This window comes from Kitasatospora sp. NPDC090308, assembly GCF_044769485.1.
Classification (GTDB): domain Bacteria; phylum Actinomycetota; class Actinomycetes; order Streptomycetales; family Streptomycetaceae; genus Kitasatospora; species Kitasatospora fiedleri.
Genome location: NZ_JBIVXY010000016.1, coordinates 164416 through 188133 on the forward strand (window position 1 = coordinate 164416; position 23718 = coordinate 188133).

Here is a 23718-nt window from a genome sequence, read left to right on the forward strand (position 1 = left end):
CCGTCACCGGCCGCCGGCGGGCCCGGCGCTCAGAGCCAGCCGCGCTCCCGGGCCGCCATGCCCGCCTGGAAGCGGGTGGTGGCGCCCAGCTCCCGCATCAGGCCCTGGAGGCGGCGCTGGGTGGTGCGGGCGCTCCAGCCCAGCGAGCGGGCGATCGACTCGTCGGTGAGGCCGGCCGCGAGCAGGCCCAGCAGCTTGAGGTGGTCGGCCTCCGGCCCGGGGCCCTCGCCGTCGCCGAGCACGGTCTGCAGCGGCACCGCGCGCTCCCACTCGGCCTCGAACAGCGCGTCCAGGGCCTGGAGCAGCGCGGAGGGGTGGATCACGTACGCGGCGTCCAGCACGCTGTCGCCGACGCTGATCGGGATGATCGCCATCTTGTCGTCGGCCATCATCATCTTCATCGGCAGCACCGGCCGGACCCTCGCCTCCTCGCCGTCCTCGACGCCGGTGAGGATCTCCTGCTCCAGGCGCCCGGGCCAGGCGATCGCCTCCTTGTCGAAGACGGTGCGGATCCGCACCCCGGACTTGAGCTTGGCCCGCTGCCGGGGCTGCTCGACCGTCGGGTCCTGCACGTACGGCGGGCAGTCGAAGCCGCGGATCTGGTACTGGCTGGACTCGATCAGGTGCTCCAGCCGCTGGGCGATCGCCTCGCCGCCGGTGAGCACCTCCACCGAGTGCGCCGGGTCGGTGTACCGGGAGGCCTCCCGGAAGGCGTCCATCAGCCGGTGCATCTCGGCCCGGGCGGAGCGCAGCTCGGCCTCGCGGTGGCCGATCAGGGTGCCGATGGCGACGTCGGGGGCGACCGACAGGTAGCGCTCCCGGTCGACCGGGGCGCGGGTGGCCATGCCCTGCTCGGCGAGCCGGTCCAGGGCCGCCCGGCACTGCTCCAGGGTCAGGCCGCAGTGCTCCGCCAGCTCCTGGGCGGTGGACTGCGGCGCGACGACCAGCGCGGCGTACACCTGGCCGTCGGTCAGGCCGAGGCCCAGCACGGTGAATGCGTCCAGCATGGTGGTGCTTCCTTCCCCCGCCGCCCTGGTGGCCTGACGCGGTGGCGCACTTCCGCCACGCGCCGGGGCGAACTTCGGTGGCAATCTTCTGCCACCGGGCGGAACGATGGCAAGGCCGTGCGGTGCGCCTCACATGTCAAGACCCGGCAAAGCCGGTCCGCGCACGCGCCGGAGCCCGTCCGCCGTGGCACGGCGGACGGGCTCCGGTGGCGGTCTCGGCTACAGGCCGACCTCGCGCATCAGGGTGCCGACCTCGGGGTTGGTCAGACGGCGCAGCCAGCCGGACTTCTGGTCGCCCAGCGAGATCGGGCCGAACGCGGTGCGCACCAGCTTCTCGACCGGGAAGCCGACCTCGGCCATCAGCCGGCGCACGATGTGCTTGCGGCCCTCGTGCAGGGTCACCTCGACCAGGTAGTTCTTGCCGAGGTTGGAGACCACCTTGAAGCTGTCGGCGCGGGCCCAGCCGTCCTCCAGCTCGACGCCCTTGGCGAGCGTCTTGCCCAGGTCGCGCGGCAGCGGGCCCTGGATCGCCGCCAGGTAGGTCTTGGTGACGCCGTACCGGGGGTGGGTGAGGCGGTGGGCCAGCTCGCCGTGGTTGGTGAGCAGGATGATGCCCTCGGTCTCGGTGTCCAGGCGGCCGACGTGGAACAGCCGGGTCTCCCGGTTGGTCACGTAGTCGCCCAGGCACTGCCGGCCCTCGGGGTCCTCCATGGTGGAGACCACGCCGGCCGGCTTGTTGAGCGCGAAGAACAGGTAGGACTGGGTGGCGACGGTCAGGCCGTCCACCTTGATCTCGTCCTTCACCGGGTCGACCCGGCGGCCCTGCTCCAGCACCGGCTCGCCGTTGACCTCGACCCGGCCCTGCGAGATCAGCTCCTCGCAGGCCCGGCGGCTGCCCATGCCGGCCCGCGCCAGCACCTTCTGCAGGCGCTCGCCCTCCTCGCCGACCTCCTTGCCGGGGCCCTCGTGCCGGGCCAGCACCCGGTCCTCGATCCGGCCCTGGAGCTCCCGGGAGCGCTGCGGCTGGCGCCGCGGGTCGCCGGGCGCGCCCTGCCCCTCCCGGCGCGGCCGGGGCGCCGCCCCGGGCTTGCGGGAGTCGTACGCGCCGCGCCCGGGCGTCGCGTTCGGCCCGCCGCCGTACTCGGGCCGGTCGTACCGGCGCTCCTCCGGGCGCAGCGGGCGGTCCGGGTAGCGCCGCTCCTCGCCCCGCCCGCCGCCACTGCCGCCGCGCGAGCCCGCGCCGTACGAGCCGGAGCCCGAACCGCCACGGGCACCGCCGCCGCCGTACGAGCCCGCGCCCGAGCCGCCGCGCGCGGACTGCCCGCCGCCGTACGAGCCCGAGCCGCCACGGGTGCCGCTGCCGCCGCCGTACGAGCCGGAGCCCGAACCGCCGCGCGCGGACTGCCCGCCGCGGCCCTGGCCGCCACCGCTGCCGCCGCCGTAGGACGACGATCCGCCCCGGCCCCCGCCCTGCTGGCCGCCGCGGCCGCCCTGCCCGCCCCGGCCCTGGCCGCCGCTGTTCCTGCCGTTGCCACCGTTGCCACTGCTACGCATCAAAATGTCCGTACGTCGATATCCGTCTGGTCGGCCTGGTTCGGCCTCGGCCCTTCCTGTGCGGCGGCGACCGCCTGCGCGATCATCGTGCCCTCCAGGGACTCCGCTTCCACGTCGTCGACCTCGGGCAGGAAGGGCGCGAGCTCCGGCAGCTCGTCCAGGCCGCGCAGCCCCATCCGTTCCAGGAAGTAGTTCGTCGTCCGATACAGGATCGCTCCGGTCTCGGGCTCGGTGCCGGCTTCTTCGACCAGTCCTCGCTGTACCAGGGTACGCATCACGCCGTCGCAGTTCACACCACGGACCGCGGAAACCCTCCCGCGCGACACCGGCTGCCGGTACGCGACCACCGCCAGCGTCTCCAGCGCGGCCTGCGTCAGCCGGGCCTGCTGCCCGTCCAGCACGAACCGCTCGACCGCCTCGGCGCACTCCGCGCGGCTGTAGAACCGCCACCCGCCGGCCACCTGCCGCAGCTCGAAACCGCGCCCCTGCGCCGTGTACTCGGCGGCCAACTCCCCCAGCACAGCGGCCACTTCGGCCTTCGGCGCGTCCAGTACGGCGGCCAGTCTGCCCTCCGCCACCGGCTCGTCGGCGACCATCAGCACCGCCTCCAGCGCCGCCCGCAGCGGGACGCCCCCCGGCTCCGGCGCCGCCACCGCTTCGGGTGCCGGCTCCGACCCCGGTTCCGGCTCCGATCCCGTTCCCGGTTCCGGCAGCGCCAGGACGCGCTCCACCGGTTCGATCCGGGCGCCGTCCGGGTACGCCGACTCCTGCCACTCCCCGGGCCGGTGCGCGCCCGGCAGTCCCAGGGACCGGCGCGCGGGCCGCTCCGTCATGCCGTACCGCCTTCCTCGCCGCCGCCCGCGGGGCGGTCGAACTCGTCGGTGACCTCGACCGCCCGGTCGTCCGCGGCGACCCAGCGCACCACCAGTTCCTCCAGGGCCCGCGGCTGCTCGAAGGCCAGCGCCTTCTCCCGGTACAGCTCCAGCAGCGCCAGGAACCGGGCCACCACCACCAGGGTGCCGTCCGCGTCGGCCGCCAGCTGCCCGAAGGTGGCCGTGCCGAGCGCGCGCAGCCGCTCCACCACCAGCGCGGCCTGCTCGCGCACGCTCACCGGCGGCACGTGGATGTGGTCGACGTACACCACCGGCCGCGGCCTGGGCGCGAACGCCTTCGCCGCCAGCCGGGCGAAGCGCTCCGGGCCGATCGACAGCACCACCTCGGGCAGCAGCAGCGCGTACTGCGGCTCCAGCGCGACCGTCCGCGGCCGGCGCAGCGCCTCGCCCTCCCAGCGCTCCGCGAACAGCGCCGCGACCTTCTTGTACGCCCGGTACTGCAGCAGCCGCGCGAACAGCAGGTCGCGCGCCTCCAGCAGCGCCAGGTCCTCCTCGTCCTCGACCTCGGCGGCGGGCAGCAGCCGGGCCGCCTTGAGGTCCAGCAGGGTCGCCGCGACCACCAGGAACTCGGTCGCCGCGTCCAGGTCCCACTCCGGGCCCATCGCCCTGATGTGCGCGACGAACTCGTCGGTGACCTTCGACAGCGCCACCTCGGTGACGTCCAGCCGGTGCTTGGCGATCAGTCCGAGCAGCAGGTCGAACGGCCCCTCGAAGTTCTCCAATCGGACCTGGAACGCCATAACGGAACATTCTGGCAGACGCCCCGGGGCGCGACGGCGGACGCGGCACCGGGGCGCGGGGAAACCGCGCGCCCGGCCGGGCGGCCCTCAGAGGCCGCGCGGCGCCCCCGCAGCGCCCCGCGGCGGCCCTCAGCGGCCGCGCAGCCTGCGCACCAGGATCGACGCCTCGCCGCGCTGCTCCAGGTCCGCCAGGACCACCGCGACGGCCTCGCGGACGACCCGGCCGCGGTCCACGGCCAGGCCGTGCTCGCCGCGCAGCACCAGGCGGGCGTGCTCCAGGTCCATCAGTTCCTCGGCGGACACGTACACCGTGATCTTCTCGTCGTGCCGCTCCCGCCCGGAGGGCCGCCGGGCCCGCCCGCGTCCGCGCACCGTGGCCGGGGCCGTCCGGCGGGCCTCTGCGGGGTCCTCCGCGCGCCCCGCAGGGGCCGCCGGGGCGGCCTCCGGTCTGGCGGCCGGCACCTCGGCGGTGCGCGGTGCGGGAGCGGCGCCCTCGCCGCTCCCGGGGGGTTCCTGCCCGGCGGGGGCCGCGCCGTTCACCGGAACGGTGCCGTTCGCGGGGCCGGAGCCGTTGCCGTTGTTGCGCGCGAGCGAGGGCGACAGGGCCATTCCGCCGGTTGCCCGGAACAGTTCGTCGGCCCCCGGGAGGCTCACTCGGCGGGGCGGCACCGGTCGAGCACCTCCCTGGCGAGCTGGCGGTAGGCGGCCGCGCCGACCGAGTTGGTGGCGTAGGTGGTGATCGGCTCGCCGGCCACGGTGGTCTCCGGGAACCTCACGGTCCGCCCGATGACGGTGTGGAAGACGTGCTCGCCGAACGCCTCGACGACCCGGGCCAGCACCTCGCGCGAGTGCACGGTGCGCGAGTCGTACATGGTGGCCAGGATGCCGTCCAGCCGCAGCTCGGGGTTGAGCCGCTCGCAGACCTTCTCGATGGTCTCGGTGAGCAGCGCGACACCGCGCAGCGCGAAGAACTCGCACTCCAGCGGGACGATGACGCTGTGCGCGGCGGTCAGGGCGTTGACGGTGAGCAGGCCCAGCGAGGGCTGGCAGTCGATGATGACGTAGTCGTAGTCGGGCAGCAGCGGCTTGAGCGCGCGGGCCAGCGCCGACTCCCGGGCCACCTCGCTGACCAGCTGCACCTCGGCGGCCGACAGGTCGATGTTGGACGGCAGCAGGTCCATGCCGGGGATGGCGGTCTTCAGCAGGACCTCGTCGGCCGTCAGGCCCCGCTCCATGAGCAGGTTGTAGACGGTGACGTCGAGTTCCATCGGGTTGACGCCGAGGCCGACCGAGAGCGCGCCCTGCGGGTCGAAGTCCACCAGCAGGACCCGGCGGCCGTACTCGGCGAGCGCCGCGCCCAGGTTGATGGTGGAGGTGGTCTTGCCGACGCCGCCCTTCTGGTTGCACATCGCGATGATCTGCGCGGGGCCGTGCTCGGCGAGCGGCGCGGGGATCGGGAAGTACGGCAGCGGGCGGCCGGTCGGGCCGACCCGCTCGCGGCGCTGGCGGGCCGCGTCGGGGGCCAGGGTGGCGGCGTACTCGGGGTCGGGCTCGTACTCGGCGTCCGGGTCGTCGTAGGGCCCGTAGCCGAGTTCGCTGTAGGCCAGGCCGTACGCGGCGAAGTCGGCGTCGTAGTCGGTGGCGGCTGCCGCCGCGCTCTGGCGGGCCTCGAAGGTGCGGACCGCGACCGAGCCGACCTCCTGCGCGCCCACCGTGGCCTGCCGGGCTTCCTCGTTCGGCTGCCCGGCGGAGAGCTCCGCCAGTCCTGGCTGACCACCCCCGGGAGCAAATGTCGACTCATTCACAAGTCGTCTTACCTCCTTGGACGTCCAGGACTCTATGTCGATTCGTCAGCGTGGCAGCATGCCAACGGTTTGCGACTCTAGGCCGTTTCGGGCATTCGCAGCAACACAATCCACGGTAGTGGGCCGTGTGTGTCGGCCGTTCACCCACCCCGTGTCAAGACACGAGCCTAACGTTTCCGCCCCCGCGGCGGGCCGTGAGGGCCCGTCAGGTGTCCTTGTCGACAGAGCGGGTGACAAACCGCACCGGAATTGACCGCCGGCGGTCACCACCGGGCCGCCCGGCCGCTCCCCGGGCATGCCGAAGCCCCCGGCGCGAAGGGGAAGGACGGCCGGGGGCGACAGCGGGTGAGGGGGCGTCAGGCGAGCACGCTCTCCAGGGAGACCGACTCCAGGCCGAAGGCCTCGGCGACGGCCGGGAAGGTGATCTGGCCCTCGTGCACGTTCAGGCCCTTGGCGAGCGCGGCGTCCCGGCGCAGCGCCTCCTTCCAGCCGCGGTTGGCCAGCTCGACCACGTACGGCAGGGTCGCGTTGGTGAGCGCGTAGGTGGAGGTGTTGGGGACGGCGCCCGGCATGTTGGCCACGCAGTAGAAGACCGAGTCGTGGACCCGGAAGGTCGGCTCGGCGTGCGTGGTGGGGTGCGAGTCCTCGAAGCAGCCGCCCTGGTCGATGGCGATGTCGACGAGCACGGAGCCCGGCTTCATCTTGGCGACCAGCTCGTTGGTGACCAGCTTGGGGGCCTTGGCGCCCGGGATCAGCACGGCGCCGATCACCAGGTCGGCCTCGACGACGGCCTTCTCCAGCTCGAAGGAGTTGGAGACGATCGCCTTGACCTTGGTGCCGAAGACCTTGTCGGCCTCGCGCAGCTTGTTGATGTCGCGGTCGAGCAGAGTCACCTCGTAGCCCATGCCGATGGCGATGGTGGCCGCGTGCCAGCCGGAGACGCCGCCGCCGATGACGACCGCCTTGGCCGGGTGGGTGCCGGGCACGCCGCCGGGCAGCACGCCGCGGCCGCCGGCCGGGCGCATCAGGTGGTAGGAGCCGACCTGCGGGGCCAGCCGGCCCGCGACCTCGGACATCGGGGCGAGCAGCGGCAGCGCGCCGTTGGGCAGCTGCACCGTCTCGTAGGCGATCGCGGTGGTGCCGGAGGCGACCAGCGCGTCGGTGCCGGCCCGGTCGGCGGCCAGGTGGAGGTAGGTGAAGAGGGTCTGGCCCTTGCGCAGGCGGTGGTACTCCTGCGCGATGGGCTCCTTCACCTTGAGGATCATGTCGGCCGCGGCCCACACCTCGTCGGCGGTGGGGAGGATCGTGGCACCGGCGGCCACGTACTCCTCGTTGGGGATCGAGGAGCCGACGCCGGCGTTGTCCTCGATGACGACCTCGTGGCCGTTGCGGACCAGCTCATGCACACCGGCAGGCGTGATGGCCACGCGGTACTCGTGGTTCTTGACCTCGCGGGGGATGCCGACCTTCACGGCTAACACGTCCTCTTGCCATGGGGGATACCTGCCGGGGAAGCCCGGCGGGCGACGCACATGAAGGGCACAACGGACAGGCCGGTGCATGGACCTATGCGCGACTGAGTTCGAGTGTAATGAAGCCCAGTCGGCGTGTCAGCCTTCCAAAGTGACTAAATCATCCGGACTCATTGGCACGTTCGTAGGCTTGCGCGCCTTCCCGGGCCACATTGCGGGGCGAACCCCGCATCTACGACATTACTCCGGAAGCGGGTGGCGGCCCTCCTGGCCGAGGTGCCGCTGGAGCCGCGCGGCCAGCGCCGCGACCTCCCGCTCGCCCCGCGCGTCGCCGGTGCGGCGCAGCACCGCGGCCGCCGAGCGGTACTCGCGCAGCGCCTCCTCGAAGCGCCGCAGCCCGGCGTGCGCCTCCGCCAGGCGCACCAGCAGCCGGGCCTCGGCCGGCTGGTCGCCCAGCGCCTGCCGCAGCACCAGGGCCCGCCCGTACGCGTCGGCGGCGCGCAGCGGGTCGCCGAGCGCCCGGTGCCCGTGGCCCACGCCCTCCAGCGCGCGGGCGCAGCCCGCCTCGTCGCCCGCCCCGCGGGCCAGCTCGACGGCCCGGCGGTAGCGCTCGCCCGCCTGCTCCCAGCGCCCGGCGGCGGCCTGCAGGTCGCCCAGGTTCAGCAGCGCGGCGGCGGCCCGGCGCGGGTTGCCCTGCCGCTCGGCGACCTTCAGCACCGACTCGTGCAGGGCGTGCAGGTCGGCGGGGGCCGCCTCGCCGGTCAGCGGCAGGGCCCGCAGCAGGGCGGTGACCAGGCGGCCCGCGGAGCCGTCCAGGTCGCCCTGGCCGACCGCGTCGGCGACGGCCGTCAGCAGGAGCTCGCGCTCCCCCAGCAGCCAGCCCTCGGCGTGCGCGGCGGTGCGCAGCCGCAGCGGGCCGGGCAGCGGGTCCGGGTTGGGGCCGGCCGCCGGGTCCAGCAGCAGGCGGGCCGAGTCCACCAGCCGCACCAGCCGTTCCAGCAGCCGGGCCCGGGCCAGCTCCACCTCGGACGGGCGGTCGGCCTCCCCGCGCAGCTCCACCAGCCGCCCGTACAGCCGGCCCGGCACCCGGTAGCGCGCGGTGCCGTCCGCCGCGTCCGGCTCGCCCTCCAGCAGCTCCAGCTGCGCCAGCTCGGCCAGCGCCGCCCCCGCCTCCGGCGCCGGGCAGCCCACCAGCGCGGACGCCGTGCGCAGGTCGACCCGCTGGCCGGGCGCCAGCGTGCACAGCCGCAGCAGCCGGGCCCGGGCCGCGGGCAGCCGCCGGTACGCCAGCTCGAACGCCCCGCGCAGCGGGTCGCCCTCCACCACCGGCACCGTCTCCCGCTCCGGGTCCGCGGGCCGCTGCGGCCCCTCCACCGCCGCCGGGGCGGGCCCCGGGACGGTGCGCAGCCGGGCGGCGGCGTCGGTGACCGCCAGCCGGGGCTCGGTGCGCAGCCAGCCCGCCGCCAGGCGCAGCGCGGCCGGGCGGTTGGCGCACGCCTCGGCCAGGTCGGCGGCGCCCACCGGGTCGCAGGAGATCCTGGTCCCGCCGACCAGCTCGCCCAGCAGGTCCACCGCGGCCCGGTGGTCCAGCCCGCCGAGGATCACCGGGTCGATGCCGTCGATGCCCATCAGCGGCCCCGAGGTGGTGGCCAGCAGCAGCGACTCGGTCTTCTCCGCCAGCAGCGGCCACACCTGCCCGGCGTCCCGGACGTCGTCCAGCAGCACCAGCGCCCGGCGCTGCCCGAGCGCCTCGCGCAGCGCCTCGCAGGCCGGGTCCTCCTCGGCCGCGCCGGGCAGCAGCGCCGCGCCGGGCCGCTCGCCCAGCTGGTCCAGCAGCATCCGGGCGGCCCGCCCGGCCCCCACCCGGCTGCCGTCCGGCGCGGACAGCCGCGCGTACAGCAGCCCGTCCGGGTGGTCGCCGGCCACCGACCTCGCCCACCGCACCGCGAGCGCGCTGCGCCCCGAACCGGGCCGCCCCGCCAGCACCAGCAGCCGCCCGCGCCCCTGCGCGGGCCGCCCCGCGGCGAGCGTCAGCGCCGCCAGCTCCGCCCCCCGCCCGGCGAACGGCCGGGCCCCCGCGGGCAACGCGTCGAAGATCCCGGCCGCCTCGGCCACCGCCGCCGTCTTCCTCGCCACCCGCGCCACTCCCGACCCGTCGCCCAGCGAACCCGACCCGCGCACCGGGCCCTGTCCGCGAAGCGTAGTTCGATCACCCCGCCCCGCCGAGACGCCCCGGTATGACCAACGGCCGAATCACCTCGCTGGAGCAAAGCGAAGACGAAACCGGGGGCGCGGGGAGACCTGCGCGACGAGGCGAAACCAGGGGCGCGGGGAACTGCGCGGCCCACCGCGCACCCACCGCCGGATCGCGACGCAGGACGACGAGTCGCACTGTCCCGCGATCCCCGCCGACGTTCACACGGCCGGTCGCGCAGTTCCCCGCGCCCCGTTTGTTCAGGCTCAGTACGGCCGGGCCGGCCACTCCGCGTCGGCGGGCCGCAGCGCGTCGAGGCCCTCGCCCGCCAGGGCCGCGCTGAGCGCCAGGACGCCGGTGACCAGGGTCGGGTTGTGGAGTTCGCCCGCCAGGACCAGGCGGACGAGTTCCTCCCGCGGCACCCGGGCCGCCTCCAGTTCCAGCTCCTCGCCGTGCGCCTCGTAGCGCTCGCCGTCCGCGTCCGACAGGTCGGTCGCGAGGAAGAGCCGGACCGCCTCGTCGCTGCCGCCGGGCGAGGTGAAGAAGTCGACCAGGACGCGCCAGTGCCCGGCCTTGGTGTGGGCCTCCTCGAAGAGTTCCCGCTGCGCCGCGTGCAGCGGGTTCTCGCCGGGGACGTCGAGCAGCCCCGCCGGGAGTTCCCACAGCCGGTGCCGGACGGGGTGCCGGTACTGGCGCAGGGTCAGCACCCGTCCGTCCCCGTCGAGCGCGAGCACCGCGACCGACCCGGGGTGCAGCTGGTAGTCGCGCTGCGCCCACGTCCCGTCGGGCATCCGGACCTGCTCGCTGCGCACGCCGGTCACCTTGCCCCGGAAGGGCGTGCTCCCGTCCCGGACGTCCCACTCCTCGGCCACGTCGTGAATCCCGGCCACCGGGCACCACCCCTTCTCGTCAGATAGACACAATCTACCGGACGCCGCCCCGCGACACGCCGGAGCGCCCGCCGGGAAGATCCCGACGGGCGCTCCGCGCGCCAAGGGGCGCTCAGCCGATCTTGCGGTCGATCGCCGCCGCGACCAGCCCCGCGAACAGCGGGTGCGGGCGGGTCGGACGGGACTTCAGCTCGGGGTGGGCCTGGGTGGCGACCAGGTAGGGGTGCACCTCGCGCGGGTACTCGACGTACTCGACCAGGTCGCCCTTCGGGGAGAGGCCGGAGAACTGCAGGCCGGTCTTCTCCAGGTCGGCGCGGTAGGCGTTGTTGACCTCGTAGCGGTGGCGGTGGCGCTCCTCGACGTACTGCTCGCCGCCGTACACCTCGCGCACGATCGAGCCCTCGGCGAGCTTCGCCGGGTACAGGCCCAGGCGCATGGTGCCGCCCAGGTCGCCCTTGCCGTCGACGATGGCCAGCTGCTCGGCCATGGTCGAGATCACCGGGTACTTCGCGGCGGCGTCGAACTCGGTGGAGTTGGCCTCCGGCAGGCCGGCCAGGTTGCGGGCGGCCTCGATGACCACGCACTGCAGGCCCAGGCACAGGCCCAGCAGCGGCACCTTGTGCTCGCGGGCGTAGGTGATCGCGGCGACCTTGCCGTCCACACCGCGGTCGCCGAAGCCGCCGGGGATGCAGACCGCGTCCACGTCGCCGAGCTGCTCCTGCGCGCCCTCGGGGGTCTCGCAGTCGTCCGAGGCGACCCACTTGATCTGCACCCGGGCGTTGTTGGCGAAGCCGCCGGCCCGCAGCGCCTCGGTCACCGACAGGTAGGCGTCCGGCAGGTCGACGTACTTGCCGACCAGCGCGACCTTGACCTCGTGCTGCGGCTCGTGGACGCGGCGCAGCAGGTCGTCCCAGACCGTCCAGTCCACGTCGCGGAAGGCCAGGTCCAGGCGGCGCACCACGTACGCGTCCAGGCCCTCGCCGTGCAGCACCTTGGGGATGTCGTAGATCGACTTGGCGTCGATCGCGGCGACCACGGCCTCCTCGTCGACGTCGCACATCAGCGAGATCTTGCGCTTGATGGCCTGCGGCACCTCGCGGTCGGCGCGCAGCACGATCGCGTCGGGCTGGATGCCGATGTTGCGCAGCGCGGCCACCGAGTGCTGGGTGGGCTTGGTCTTCAGCTCGCCGGACGGGCCGATGTACGGCAGCAGCGAGACGTGCACGAAGAAGACGTTGTCCCGGCCGACCTCGTGGCGGACCTGGCGGACGGCCTCCAGGAACGGCAGCGACTCGATGTCGCCGACGGTGCCGCCGACCTCGGTGATCACCACGTCGACGTCCTCGGTCGCCATCCGGCGGATCCGGGACTTGATCTCGTTGGTGATGTGCGGGATGACCTGGACGGTGTCGCCGAGGTACTCGCCGCGCCGCTCCTTGGCGATCACGGTGGAGTAGACCTGGCCGGTGGTGACGTTCGCCGAGCCGTGCAGGTTGGTGTCGAGGAAGCGCTCGTAGTGGCCGATGTCGAGGTCGGTCTCGGCGCCGTCGTCGGTGACGAAGACCTCACCGTGCTGGAACGGGTTCATGGTGCCCGGGTCCACGTTGAGGTACGGGTCGAGCTTCTGCATCGTCACCCGCAGGCCGCGGGCCTTGAGCAGGGCGCCGAGGCTCGAGGCGGTGAGGCCCTTGCCGAGCGAAGAGGCGACACCCCCGGTGACGAAGAGGTGCTTGGTCGTCACGGCGCGGCCGTTGGCCGACTTGCCGGAATGGGGCTGTGCCAAGAGGGGGCTCCCGTGGGTCGCGTGTCGGAGGGTGACGCCGGTGGAGGGGCTCCCGGCCCTCGTTCCCACCAGTTCCACGGGATACCAGCGTATCAGTGCCCCGGCGAGTGGTCGTCCGCGTCCGGGCGCGGCGGCCCGGCGCGGATCGTCCGGACGGCGCATCGGCGCAGCTCGGACGGGGTCCCCCGGCATGGGCCCCGGCGCGCGCGGGCAGGCGGTGGGGGCGCGTGGGGGCGGCCGAACCACCCGAATCCACGTATTCTGCTCAAACGTCGACATCCTCGCCCGACCCTGTGCGCACCGTCCGCCGCGGGGCCCGCACGGAACGGAGAACCATGGCCGGTCGCATCGAGGACTACGCGCTGATCGGGGACATGCAGACCGCGGCGCTGGTCAGCCGGGACGGCGCGGTCGACTGGCTGTGCCTGCCCCGGTTCGACTCCCCCGCGGTGTTCGCCGGGCTGCTGGGCACCGACGAGCACGGCTTCTGGCGGATCGGCCCGGCCACCCCGGTCGAGCCGCCGCCCGCCGCGCCCGAGCCCCGCTCGGCCCTGCTGGACTCCGGTGAGCTGCGCGTCCCGCCGGTCACCGCCGCCGCCCCCGCGGTGCCGTGCGACCGGCGCCGCTACCGGGGCGACTCGCTGATCCTGGAGCAGGAGTGGGACACCGAGGACGGCACCGTCCGGGTGATCGACCTGATGCCGCCCCGCCACCTGCTCGGCACGCCCGACGTGCCGCAGATGATCCGGATCGTCGAGGGCCTGGCCGGCACCGTCCGGATGCGCTCGGCGGTGCGGATGCGCTTCAGCTACGGCCGGATCGTGCCCTGGGTGCACCGGGTCGAGCACCCCGAGGTCGGGCAGCGCACCGTCGCCGTCGCCGGGCCCGACTCGGTGTGGCTGGACGGCCGGGCCGAGACCTACGGGCGCGACCTGACCACGTACGCAGACTTCACCGTCACCGCGGGCGAGCGGATCGCCTTCGGCCTGACCTGGAAGGCCTCGCACGAGCCGGCCCCCGCCCCGCCGGACGCCGAGGGCGCGCTGGCCTCCACCGAGCGGTTCTGGCGCGACTGGGTCGACCAGTGCACCTACCAGGGCCCCTACCGGGAGGCCGTGGTCCGCTCGCTGATCACCCTCAAGGCGCTCACCTACGCCCCCACCGGCGGCATCGTCGCCGCCCCCACCACCTCGCTGCCCGAGGACCTCGGCGGCGAGCGCAACTGGGACTACCGCTACACCTGGCTGCGCGACGCCGCGATCACCCTCTCCTCGCTGCTGCGCACCGGCTACCGCGAGGAGGCCCGGGCCTGGCGCGAGTGGCTGCTGCGGGCGGTGGCCGGCGACCCGGAGAACCTGCAGATCATGTACGGCATCGCCGGGGAGCGCGAGCTCACCGAGTCCGAACTCGACTGGCTGCCCGGCTACGAGGACTCCCGCCCGGTCCGGGTCGGCAACGGCGCCGCCGGGCAACTCCAGCTCGACGTGTACGGCGAGGTGGTCGAGGCCCTGCACCTGGCCACCATGTCCGGCCTGTCCCGGCACGACCACGCCCACCAGCTGCAACTGCGCCTGATCGAGTACCTGGAGGACCACTGGCGCAACCCGGACGAGGGCATCTGGGAGGTCCGCGGCCCGCGCCGGCACTTCGTGCACTCCAAGGTGATGGCCTGGGTCGCCGTCGACCGCACCCTCAAGCTGCTGGCCCAGGCCGACGAGCAGCCGCCCGGCCTGACCGAGCGCTGGACGGCCCTGCGCGCCGAGATCCACGCCGACGTGTGCGCCCGCGGCTACGACCCGCAGCGCAACACCTTCACCCAGTACTACGGCGGCAAGGAGCTGGACGCCTCGCTGCTGCTGATCCCGCAGGTCGGCTTCCTGCCGCCGGACGACAAGCGGGTCATCGGCACCATCGAGGCGATCCAGCGCGAACTGTCCACCGAGGACGGCTTCGTGCTGCGCTACCCGACCCACGACGACGACGGCAACAACGTCGACGGGCTGTCCGGGCACGAGGGCGCGTTCCTGGCCTGCTCGTTCTGGCTGGCCGACGACCTGGCGATGATCGGCCGGGTCGGCGAGGCCCGCGAGCTGTTCGAACGGCTGCTGGCGCTCCGCAACGACCTGGGCCTGCTCGCCGAGGAGTGGGACCCGCGGGCCCGCCGCCAGGTCGGCAACTTCCCGCAGGCGTTCAGCCACGTCCCGCTGATCGACACCGCCCTGCGGCTGACCGCGGCGGGCGGGCTCAACCTGTCCAACGGCTGACCGCCCGCCGGCCGGGCCGGTGACGGCCGGTCAGGGACGGCGCTGCGCCAGCTCGTCGTAGATGGACAGCACCTGGGCGACGGTGGCCGCCTCGTCCGGCCAGGTGGCGGCCTGGGCCCGGCCGGCGGCGGAGAGCGCGGCGCGGCGGCCGGGGTCGGCGAGCAGGTCGCGGACGGCGGCGGCGAGGGTCCGGGGGTCGGCGAACGGGACCAGGGCGGCGGCGTCGCCGACCAGTTCGGGGACGCCGCCGACGGCGGTGGCGACCACCGGGACGCCGGCCCGCATGGCCTCCTGGGCGACCAGCGAGCGGGCCTCCCAGCGGGAGGAGAGCACCACCAGGTCGGCGGCGGCCAGCAGGTCGGGGATGTCGGTGCGGTAGCCGAGCAGCTCGACGGGCAGCTGCTCGGCGGCGATCCGCTCGCGCAGGTCCTGCCGCTCGGGGCCGTCCCCGGCCAGCAGGACGCGCGGGGCGGGGGCGCCGGGCGCGGCGAAGTGCCCGGCGGCGTCGAGCAGCAGCCCGAAGCACTTCTGCGGGACGAGCCGGCCGATCGCCAGCACCACGGGGCGGCCGTCGTCGCCGCCGGGCAGCGCCTTGCGGGCGGCGTCCCGGTCCAGGGTGCCGGGCGGCATCGGCGGGGCGGCGACCGGGCCCAGCCGGGCGTCGGTGGCGCCGAGTTCGCGGGCCCGGGCGACCAGGTCGGAGGAGGCGCCGAGGACCAGGTCGGCGGCCCGCACCACCCGGCGCTCCATCAGGCGCTGGAGGCGGCGGTCGAGTCCGGTGGTGAGCAGCGCGTGGTGCGAGGTGACCACCAGCGGGGTCTCCGGGCGGATGCCGGGGAAGCGGCCGGCGGTGCGCAGCGCCAGGTCGGACAGCAGGCCGGCCCGCAGGCCGTGGGCGTGCACGATGTCGGCGCCGGTGAAGGCGCGGCGCAGTTCGCCGATCGCGGTGGCGTCGCTGCGGGCCCCGGAGGTCGGGGTGATGTCGACGGTGTGCGGCCGGGCGCCGGCCGCCGAGAACCCGAACAGCCGGTCGGTGCCCTCGGGCGCGCAGACCGTGACGGTGACGCCGTGGGCGACCAGGCCCCGGGTGAGGGAGCGCACGTGGGCGCCGATGCCGCCGGTCGCGGCGGCGAGGACGAGCACCACGTGCAGCTGGGGGGCCGCGGCGGCCCGCGCGGCGGAATGGTCCACGTCTGTCTCGCTCCGACTCGTTGTCAGCTGGTGTCCGCTCGCCACCATGCCAGGTCGGTCCGCCTCTTGGACAGTCGGCACCGCCGCTGGCGCGTCGCCCGCGGCGGTGCCGGCCGGCCCCGGGTCAGCGGGCGCGGGCCGTGCGGGCCGCCTCCAGCAGCTCCTCGGCGTGCGCCCGGCCGAGTTCGGAGTCCTCCAATCCGGCCAGCATCCGGGAGAGTTCGCGCACCCGCTCCTCGTCGTTGAGCGTCTTGACGCCGCTGCGGGTGACGACGCCGTCGTTGGTCTTCTCCACCACCAGGTGCCGGTCGGCGAACGCGGCGACCTGCGGGAGGTGGGTGACCACCACGACCTGCGCGCTGCGGGCGAGTTTGGCCAGCCGGCGGCCGATCTCGACGGCGGCCTTGCCGCCGACGCCCGCGTCGACCTCGTCGAACAGATAGGTGGGGACGGGGTCGGCGCCCGCGAAGACCACCTCGACGGCCAGCATGACGCGCGACAGCTCGCCGCCGGAGGCGCCCTTGGCGATCGGGCGGGGCTGGGCCCCGGGGTGCGGGGCGAGCAGCACCTCGACCTCGTCGACACCGTGCGGGCCGTAGGCGACGCTGCGGCCCTCCAGCTCGATCCCGGCCAGGTCGTCCAGCTGGCTGATCGCGAAGGTCACCCGGGCGTGCGGCATGGCGAGTTCGGCGAGCTCGTCGGAGACCGCGGCGGCGAACTTGTCGGCGGCGGCGTGCCGGGCCCGCGAGACCTCGGCCGCCAGGTCGGCCAGCCGGGTGCGCAACTCGGTCTCCCGCGCGCCGAGTTCGTCGATCCGCTCGTCGTCGCCGTCGAGTTCGAGCAGCCGCACCGAGCCGGTCTCGGCCCAGGCGATCACCTCGGCCAGGGTGCCCTCGGTGCCCGCGTACTTGCGCACCAGGTGGGTCAGCACGGCCCGGCGGTCCTCGACGGCGGCCAGCCGGACCGGGTCGGCGTCCAGGTCGTCGGCGTACCCGGCGAGGTCGCCGGCCACGTCGGCGAGCAGGTAGCCGCACTCGCCGAGCCGCTCGGCCAGCGCGGCCAGCCGCTCGTCGTGGTGGCGCACCGCGTCGACGGCGCGGCGGGCCTGGGCCAGCAGGGTGCCCGCGTCGACGGCCTCCGGGTCGGCCGGGTCGCCCGCGAGGGCGGCGTGCGCGAGCGTGGCGGCGGAGGAGAGCGCGTCGGCGTGGCCCAGCCGCTCGGCCTCCACGGCCAGCTCGGCGTCCTCCCCGGCGACCGGTTCGGCGGCGGCGATCTCCTCCAGCCCGAAGCGCAGCAGGTCGGCCTCCTGGGCGCGCTCCCGGGCCCGGGTGGTCAGCTCCTCCAGGGTCGCGGAGACCTGGCGCAGCTCCCGGTACACCTCGCGGTAGCGGGCCAGCGGCTCGGCGACCGCCTCGCCCGCGTACCGGTCCAGCGCGCCGCGCTGCCGGGAGGGGCGCAGCAGCCGCTGCTGGTCGGTCTGGCCGTGCACCGCGATCAGGTCCTCGCCGAGCTCGGCGAGCAGCCCGACGGGCACCGAGCGGCCGCCGACGTGCGCCCGGGAGCGGCCCTCGGCGGAGACGGTGCGGCTGACCAGCAGCTCGCCGTCGTCCAGCTCGGCCCCGGCCTCCAGGGCGCGGGCCACCACCGGCGATTCCGGGTCGAGCGTCAACCGCCCCTCCACCACCGCCCGTTCGGAGCCGTTGCGCACCAACGCCGGATCGGCCCGGCCGCCGAGCAGCAGACCGAGGCTGGTCACCACCATGGTCTTGCCCGCGCCGGTCTCGCCCGTGACGGCGGTGAAGCCGGGGGCGAGTTCGACCACGGCGTCGTCGATGACACCCAGATCCCGTATCCGCATCTCGTCCAACACGGAGACGACCTTACGAGGTTCCACCGTCGCTTTGCGACGACCGCCCCCGGTTCACCCCTGAGTGGCGGCACCGGCGGGCGCCGTCCGGCCCTGCTCGGGGACGGTCAGCCGAGGCAGGAAGAACTGCACCAGCGGGCCGATCGCCAGGGCGTAGGCGAGGGTCCCGAGGCCGAAGGTGCCGCCGAGGAGGACGCCGGCGGCCAGCACGGTCAGCTCGATGCCGGTGCGGATCAGCCGGACGGAGCGGCCGGTGCGCCGGTGCAGGCCGGTCATCAGGCCGTCGCGGGGGCCGGGGCCGAGCCGGGCGCCGATGTACAGGCCGGAGGCGAGGCCGTTGAGGACGATGCCGGCGGCCAGCAGCGGGACGCGCACGGCGAGGGCCTGCGGGTGCGGGACGAGGGAGAGGGTGGCGTCCATGGCCACGCCGAGGACGGCGACGTTGCCGAGGGTGCCGATGCCGGGCCTCTGCCGCAGCGGTATCCACAGCAGCAGCACCAGCGCGCCCACCACCGTCACCCAGGTGCCCACGCTCAACCCGACGTGCCGGGCCAGGCCCTGGTGGAAGACGTCCCACGGGTTGCCGCCGAGCGCGGAGCGCAGCACCAGGCCCATCGAGACGCCGTACAGCACCAGGCCGACGGCGAGCTGGGCGAGCCGGCGGGGCAGGCGGCGGGACGGGCCGCGGGTCGGGGCGGTGCCGGGCGGGTCGGCGGGTGGCGACGATTCGGTGCGGGACGGGGGCAGGGTCAGGGAGACCGCCATCGGTGGACCTCTTCTCGGTGCGGTGCTTGCCGTTCTCCGGCGCTGCACGCCACTATGGGCAGTCCAAAACCCGACCCGACAGGGCCAATCCGAACCGAGTGGACTGATCGACGATGGCCGAGTGGCACAGCACGCTCACCCCGCACGCCCTCGCCCGCCAACTGCCCGCCCCGGACGGCCGCCGCCCCGCCTACCGGGCGCTGGCCGCGCAGGTCTCCCGGCTGGTCGCCGACGGCCGCCTCCCGGTCGGCACCCGGCTGCCCGCCGAACGCGAGCTCGCCGCCGAGCTGCACCTGTCCCGCACCACCGTGGCCGCCGCGTACGAGGCGCTGCGCGCCGACGGCTACCTGCGCTCGCGGCGCGGCGCCGGCTCCTGGACGGCCCTGCCGGCGGGCACCGCGCCGCCCGCCGACGCGCTGCACCCCGTCTCCCCCGACCAGGGCGGCGTCCTCGACCTGGGCCTGGCCGCGCCCACCGCCCCGCCGCAGCTCGCCGAGGCCGCCGCGCACGCCGTCGCCCGGCTGCCCGCGTACACCGCCGGGCACGGCAACTACCCGACCGGGCTGCCGGTGCTGCGCGAGGCCGTCGCCCGCCGCTACACCGAGCGCGGCCTGCCCACCGGCCCCGAGCAGGTGCTGGTCACCACCGGCGCGATGAGCGCCCTGCACCTGGCCCACCAGGCGCTGCTGTCGCGCGGCGACCGGGTCGCCGTCGAGGCCCCCAGCTACGCCAACACGCTGCGCGCCCTGGAACGGGCCGGGGCCCGCCTGGTGCCCGTCCCGCTGACCGGCGACGGGGCCGGGCCCGCCGACTGGGACCTCGCGCAGTGGCAGCGGGTGCTGCGCGGCGCCGCGCCCCGGCTGGCCTCCGTCATCCCCGACTTCCAGAACCCCACCGGCGCGCTGGTCGACGAGGAGCGGCGCCGCGCCCTGCTGGCCCACGCCCGGGCCGCCGGCACCGCCGTGATCGCCGACGAGACCTGCGCCGAACTCGGCTGGGGCGTCGCCGACTCCGACCTGCCCCGCCCGCTGGCCGCGCTCGACCGGGACGCCCAGGTGATCACCGTCGGCTCGGCCGGCAAGATCCTCTGGCCCGGCCTGCGGATCGGCTGGCTGCGCGCCCAGCCGTCCCTGGTCCGCAAGCTGGCCGCCGACCGGGCGCTGTACGACCTGGGCACGCCCGTGCTGGAGCAGCTGGTCGCGGCCCGGCTGCTGACCGAGCACCTGCCGGCGATCCGGGCCGAGCGGCACGCGCAGCTGCGGGCCACCGCCGAGGCGTTCGCCCGCGAGCTGCCCCGGCACTTCCCCGCCTGGCGCTTCGCCCTGCCGCCCGGCGGCCTCGCCCTGTGGGCCGCCACCCCCGGGCTGCCGGCCACCGCGCTGGCCCGGGCCGGCGAGCGGACCGGCGTCCGGATCGCCTCCGGGGCCCGGTTCGGCGTCGACGGCGCGTTCGAGGAGCACCTGCGGCTGCCGCTCACCCTGCCCGCCGCGCACGTCCCCGACGCGCTGCGGCGGATCGCCGAGGCCGCCGCGCTGGCCCGCACCGAGCGCCTCTCCGGCGCCGACCCGGCCCCCGCCGCGCTCTGACCCGCCCTCCCCCGACGTCCCGTCAACCCACCGACCCGGACGGTCAGTTGTCCGACCGACCGCGCCAACCCGTCACCGGGAGCGCGAACTTGGCGACCAGCCGGTCCGTGAACGGGGCCCGGTGCAGCCGGGCCAGCCGCACCGGGACCTTGCCCCGGCGGACCTCCACCCGCGCCCCGGCCGGGAGTTCGACCGAACGGCGGCCGTCGCACCACAGCACCCCGTGCGGGGTCCGCGGCTGCACCTCCACCGCCAGCACCGAGTCCGGCGAGGTCACCAGCGGCCGGGCGAACAGCGCGTGCGCGCTGATCGGCACCATCAGCAGCGCCTCCACCTCCGGCCACACCACCGGCCCGCCGCCGGAGAACGCGTACGCCGTGGAGCCGGTCGGCGTGGACAGCACCACCCCGTCGCAGCCGAAGTTCGACACCGGGCGGCCGTCCACCTCGGTGACCACCTCCAGCATCCGCTCCCGGGACGCCTTCTCCACCGACGCCTCGTTCAGCGCCCAGTCCTCGTGCAGCACGTTCCCGTCGGTGCGCACCAGCACGTCGATGGTCATCCGCTCCTCGACCTCGTAGTCGGCGGCCACCACCCGCTCCACCACGGTCGCCAGGTCGTCGCGCTCGGCCTCGGCGAGGAACCCCACCCGGCCCAGGTTGATGCCCAGCATCGGCAGCCCCGACTCCCGGGCCAGCTCCGCCCCGCGCAGCAGCGTGCCGTCCCCGCCCGCGACCAGGATCAGCTCGCAGCCGTCCGCCGCGCCGTGCCCGCCGGGCACCAGCTCCACCCCGTCCGGCAGGTCCAGGTCCGGCGCCTCGGACTCCAGCAGCCGGATCCGCATCCCCGCCCGCAGCAGGCCGTCCACCACGCCCTCCACGCTGCGCAGGGCCGCCTCCCGGCCGGTGTGCGCGATCAGGAAGACCGTACGACGATCGCTCATTCCCCGCTGCCCTCTCCCTACGCCCGCCGGGCCGTTGCGGCCCGGCCACGACCTGCCAGTCTGCGCAACGCCCGGACGCCTGCCAAGTACCCTACTGGGGCCCCTCGGCCACGGCCCGGTCCGCCGCCGCCGGATCCAGCGGCTCCGCGTCCCGGCGCAGCCACAGGAAGTACTCGACGTTCCCCGACGGCCCCGGCAGCGGCGACGCCGCCACCGCCCGCACGCCCAGCCCCGACTCCCACGCCTGCCCGGCCACCCGCCGGATCGTCTCGGCCCGCAGCTCCGGCGAACGCACCACGCCGCCCGAGCCCAGCCGCTCCTTGCCGATCTCGAACTGCGGCTTCACCATCAGCACCAGGTCCGCGTCCGGCGCCGCGCAGCGGGCCAGCGCCGGCAGCACCAGGCCCAGCGAGATGAACGACAGGTCGCCCACCACCAGGTCCACCCGTTCCCCGCCGATCAGCTCCGGCGTCAGCTCCCGCACGTTGGTGCGGTCCATCACCGTCACCCGCCCGTCGCTCTGCAACGACCAGGCCAGCTGCCCGTAGCCGACGTCCACCGCCAGCACGTGCGCCGCGCCCGCGCGCAGCAGCACGTCCGTGAACCCGCCCGTGGACGCGCCCGCGTCCAGCGCCCGCCGGCCCGCCACCACCAGGCCCTGCGGCACGAACGCCGCGAAGGCGCCCGCCAGCTTGTGCCCGCCGCGCGAGACGTAGTCCGGGTCCGCGTCGTCCTTCGCGACCACCACCGCCGCCGCGGTCTCCACCTGCGTCGCCGGCTTCGTCGCCACCGCGCCGCCCACCGACACCCGGCCCGCCGCGATCAACTCGCTCGCGTGCTCCCGCGAACGGGCCAGCTTGCGGCGCACCAGCTCCGCGTCCAGACGGCGTCGTGCCACTGCCACTGCTACGTCAGCTCCCACATCGGACGGTCCTCACCCGCGGTCCAGCGCCGCGAGGGTCGCGGCGAGCCGCGCATGGACATCTTCGTACACCTCGACGCACCGCTCCGCCCCCGCCCCGTCCGACTCCGCCAGCAGGGCCAGCGCCACGTCCACCTCGGACTCCCCCGTCCGGTCCCCCTCACTCACCACCGGCCCCCTCGCCCCCGGCTCCGGCTCCGGTCCCGGCCCGTCGCCCGGGAGCGGGGGGCGTCCGCTTCGCGGGGGTCCGCTTCGCGGCGGCCTTCTTCGCGGCGCGCTCGCTCGCGGCGGTCCTCTCCACCGCGCCTTCGTTCACGGTGGTCCCGTTCGGCACGGCCTTCTTCACGGCGGCCTTCTCCGCCGGGCCCACGTTGACCGCGGTCCCGCCCGCGGCGGCCTTCTTCGCCGCGCCGCGCTTCGCCGGGGCCTTCTTCGCGGGCAGCGGCGCGCTCGGGAACGCCCCCTGCGCCGACGCGCCGTCGGCCGCCGGGACGGACGGGACCGTCCGCTTGACCGCCGCCTTCTTCGCCGCGGCCTTCTCCGCCACCTCCGCGGGCGTCCCGACCACCGAAGCCGCCGAAGCCGCCGGGGCCGTCGGGGCCGCCTTGCGCGGCACCGAGCGCTGCGCCGACGCCTGCTTCGCGGCCGCCCCCTTGCGGGCCGCCGCCTTCCGCGCCGGAGCCCGTCGCGGTCCCGCCGGTGCGCCGTCCGCCGTCCCGGCACCCTCCCCGGGGGCCCGGCGCGCCGCGGCCTTCCTGACGCCCGACGCCGAACCCGCCGCCTGCCTGCGGGCCGCCGCCTTGCGCGCCGCCGCCTTCCGGTCCCCGGCCGCCGCCGCGTCCTCCGCCGGGGTCTCCGGCTCCGCGTCCCAGCCCGCGTCGAACAGGCCCTGGGCCCGCGCGGCCGGGCGCACCACCGGGGCCACCGGCTCCTCGGGCTCGGGCTCCTCGTCCGGCGGCTCCTCCGCCGCGACCGGCTCCTCCTCGACCTCCCGCAGCTTCGACTCCAGGAAGCTCAGCACCACGCCGACCTTCACCACCTGGTCGCCGACCTTCTCGAACACCCGTTCCGCCTCGCCCCGGGCCACCCCGGCCACCAGGTCGACCCCGGCCCGTCCGGCCGTCACCGCCTCCTCGGCGAGCACCCGCAACTGCTCGACCCCGGGGGGCAGTTCACCCCTGGGCTTGAGCAGTTCCCCGGCCGTGTCCAGCACCCGGCGGCCCGCCTCATCGGCCAGCTCCGCCGCCACCACCAGCACGCCCCGCACACCCCGCACCGCGTCCTGCAGCATCCGTCCGCCTCCTCGCCGCCGCCACCGACTACCGCCACCGACGCTACCCTCTCCGGGCCGCCGCCGTACGGCTCTGCGCTAGCGTGGAACGCCGAACGACCACCGACGGGAGCAAGCCGCAGACATGGCCACCACCGAGGAGTGCCGCACCGCGCTGGAGCAGCTCAGCCACAACCTCGCCGCCGCCGGCGGCGACATCCGCAAGGCTGCCGCCCTCGACCGCTCCCTCAGCTGCCACCTCACCGACCTCGACCTGACCTTCACCGGCCGCCTCACCGACGGGCGGCTCACCGGCATCACCGAGGCCCCCGGCCCGCCCGCCACCAAGGCCGACATCAAGCTCACCACCACCGGGGACGACCTGGTCGCCCTGGTCGCCGGCAAGCTCCCCTTCCCCACCGCCTGGGCCACCGGCCGCCTCAAGCTGGACGCGAGCCTCCGCGACCTGCTGCGCCTGCGCACCCTGCTCTGACCCCCGCGCCGCCGACCGACCGGCACGGACCGGCCGGCACCGGCCACCCGTCCCCCCGAACGGATGGCCGCACCCCGAA

At 75.4% G+C, this 23718-nt stretch carries 20 protein-coding genes; 3 read left to right on the forward strand and 17 right to left on the reverse strand.

Annotated elements, in window-relative coordinates; all coding sequences use genetic code 11:
- Positions 1 to 29: 29 nt before the first annotated feature.
- The 10 genes from ACIQVD_RS29075 to ACIQVD_RS29120 form a co-directional block, all read right to left on the reverse strand.
- A complete protein-coding gene (locus ACIQVD_RS29075; RefSeq protein WP_100840101.1) occupies positions 30 to 1007 on the reverse strand; it encodes a helix-turn-helix domain-containing protein in 978 nt (325 codons plus the stop codon).
- A 219-nt stretch (positions 1008 to 1226) separates the two neighbouring features.
- Positions 1227 to 2561 (reverse strand): pseudouridine synthase, encoded by a 1335-nt coding sequence (locus tag ACIQVD_RS29080; protein WP_400693064.1) that lies wholly within the window; start codon positions 2559 to 2561, stop codon positions 1227 to 1229.
- Positions 2561 to 3394 (reverse strand): SMC-Scp complex subunit ScpB, encoded by an 834-nt coding sequence (gene scpB / locus ACIQVD_RS29085; RefSeq protein ID WP_402292193.1) that lies wholly within the window; start codon positions 3392 to 3394, stop codon positions 2561 to 2563. The genes ACIQVD_RS29080 and scpB overlap by 1 nt, the downstream gene beginning before the upstream one ends.
- Positions 3391 to 4194, reverse strand: coding sequence for a segregation and condensation protein A (locus ACIQVD_RS29090; RefSeq protein WP_400693059.1), 804 nt, complete (start codon positions 4192 to 4194; stop codon positions 3391 to 3393). The genes scpB and ACIQVD_RS29090 overlap by 4 nt, the downstream gene beginning before the upstream one ends.
- 129 nt (positions 4195 to 4323) lie before the next feature.
- On the reverse strand, positions 4324 to 4803 hold the full coding sequence (locus ACIQVD_RS29095) for a hypothetical protein (RefSeq protein WP_100840683.1): 480 nt from the start codon (positions 4801 to 4803) through the stop codon (positions 4324 to 4326).
- A 41-nt stretch (positions 4804 to 4844) separates the two neighbouring features.
- Complete coding sequence (locus ACIQVD_RS29100) at positions 4845 to 5906, reverse strand: ParA family protein (protein ID WP_199528312.1); 1062 nt, start codon at positions 5904 to 5906, stop codon at positions 4845 to 4847.
- Between the two features lie 449 nt (positions 5907 to 6355).
- Positions 6356 to 7471: an alanine dehydrogenase gene (gene ald, locus ACIQVD_RS29105; protein WP_400693181.1), complete on the reverse strand. Its 1116-nt coding sequence runs from the start codon at positions 7469 to 7471 to the stop codon at positions 6356 to 6358.
- A gap of 240 nt (positions 7472 to 7711) precedes the next feature.
- Entirely contained in the window at positions 7712 to 9607 is a 1896-nt protein-coding gene (locus ACIQVD_RS29110; protein WP_402292194.1) for a tetratricopeptide repeat protein, read from the reverse strand.
- A 324-nt stretch (positions 9608 to 9931) separates the two neighbouring features.
- Positions 9932 to 10555: an NUDIX domain-containing protein gene (locus ACIQVD_RS29115; RefSeq protein ID WP_400693052.1), complete on the reverse strand. Its 624-nt coding sequence runs from the start codon at positions 10553 to 10555 to the stop codon at positions 9932 to 9934.
- Between the two features lie 112 nt (positions 10556 to 10667).
- On the reverse strand, positions 10668 to 12338 hold the full coding sequence (locus ACIQVD_RS29120) for a CTP synthase (protein ID WP_402292195.1): 1671 nt from the start codon (positions 12336 to 12338) through the stop codon (positions 10668 to 10670).
- A 335-nt stretch (positions 12339 to 12673) separates the two neighbouring features.
- Between ACIQVD_RS29120 and ACIQVD_RS29125 the strand changes: the two genes are divergently transcribed.
- Positions 12674 to 14602 carry a glycoside hydrolase family 15 protein gene (locus ACIQVD_RS29125; protein ID WP_400693048.1) on the forward strand — a complete coding sequence of 643 codons (1929 nt, stop codon included), beginning with the start codon at positions 12674 to 12676 and terminating at the stop codon, positions 14600 to 14602.
- Positions 14603 to 14632: 30 nt separating this feature from the next.
- Here the strand turns inward: ACIQVD_RS29125 and ACIQVD_RS29130 are convergent, their stop codons facing one another.
- From ACIQVD_RS29130 to ACIQVD_RS29140, 3 genes are all read right to left on the reverse strand, one after another.
- Positions 14633 to 15793, reverse strand: coding sequence for a glycosyltransferase family 4 protein (locus ACIQVD_RS29130; protein ID WP_402292196.1), 1161 nt, complete (start codon positions 15791 to 15793; stop codon positions 14633 to 14635).
- A gap of 124 nt (positions 15794 to 15917) precedes the next feature.
- Positions 15918 to 17651, reverse strand: coding sequence for a DNA repair protein RecN (gene recN / locus ACIQVD_RS29135; protein ID WP_402292209.1), 1734 nt, complete (start codon positions 17649 to 17651; stop codon positions 15918 to 15920).
- A gap of 63 nt (positions 17652 to 17714) precedes the next feature.
- Positions 17715 to 18425: a YitT family protein gene (locus ACIQVD_RS29140; RefSeq protein WP_402292197.1), complete on the reverse strand. Its 711-nt coding sequence runs from the start codon at positions 18423 to 18425 to the stop codon at positions 17715 to 17717.
- 113 nt (positions 18426 to 18538) lie between these two features.
- On the opposite strand from ACIQVD_RS29140, the gene ACIQVD_RS29145 reads away from it, so the two are divergent.
- The gene (locus tag ACIQVD_RS29145; protein ID WP_402292198.1) at positions 18539 to 20011 is read left to right on the forward strand and encodes a PLP-dependent aminotransferase family protein; all 1473 of its coding nucleotides are present in this window, start codon (positions 18539 to 18541) and stop codon (positions 20009 to 20011) included.
- Positions 20012 to 20054: 43 nt separating this feature from the next.
- On the opposite strand, the gene ACIQVD_RS29150 is transcribed toward ACIQVD_RS29145, so the two are convergent.
- From ACIQVD_RS29150 to ACIQVD_RS29165, 4 genes are all read right to left on the reverse strand, one after another.
- A complete protein-coding gene (locus ACIQVD_RS29150; protein ID WP_400693038.1) occupies positions 20055 to 20954 on the reverse strand; it encodes an NAD kinase in 900 nt (299 codons plus the stop codon).
- Between the two features lie 91 nt (positions 20955 to 21045).
- Complete coding sequence (locus ACIQVD_RS29155) at positions 21046 to 21852, reverse strand: TlyA family RNA methyltransferase (protein ID WP_400693036.1); 807 nt, start codon at positions 21850 to 21852, stop codon at positions 21046 to 21048.
- A gap of 36 nt (positions 21853 to 21888) precedes the next feature.
- Positions 21889 to 22044, reverse strand: coding sequence for a hypothetical protein (locus ACIQVD_RS29160; protein WP_400693033.1), 156 nt, complete (start codon positions 22042 to 22044; stop codon positions 21889 to 21891).
- Complete coding sequence (locus tag ACIQVD_RS29165) at positions 22037 to 23167, reverse strand: hypothetical protein (RefSeq protein WP_402292199.1); 1131 nt, start codon at positions 23165 to 23167, stop codon at positions 22037 to 22039. Before ACIQVD_RS29165 ends, ACIQVD_RS29160 begins: the two co-directional genes overlap by 8 nt.
- 124 nt (positions 23168 to 23291) lie before the next feature.
- Between ACIQVD_RS29165 and ACIQVD_RS29170 the strand changes: the two genes are divergently transcribed.
- Positions 23292 to 23639 carry an alkyl sulfatase C-terminal domain-containing protein gene (locus tag ACIQVD_RS29170; RefSeq protein ID WP_400693027.1) on the forward strand — a complete coding sequence of 116 codons (348 nt, stop codon included), beginning with the start codon at positions 23292 to 23294 and terminating at the stop codon, positions 23637 to 23639.
- The last annotated feature ends 79 nt before the right edge of the window (positions 23640 to 23718 follow it).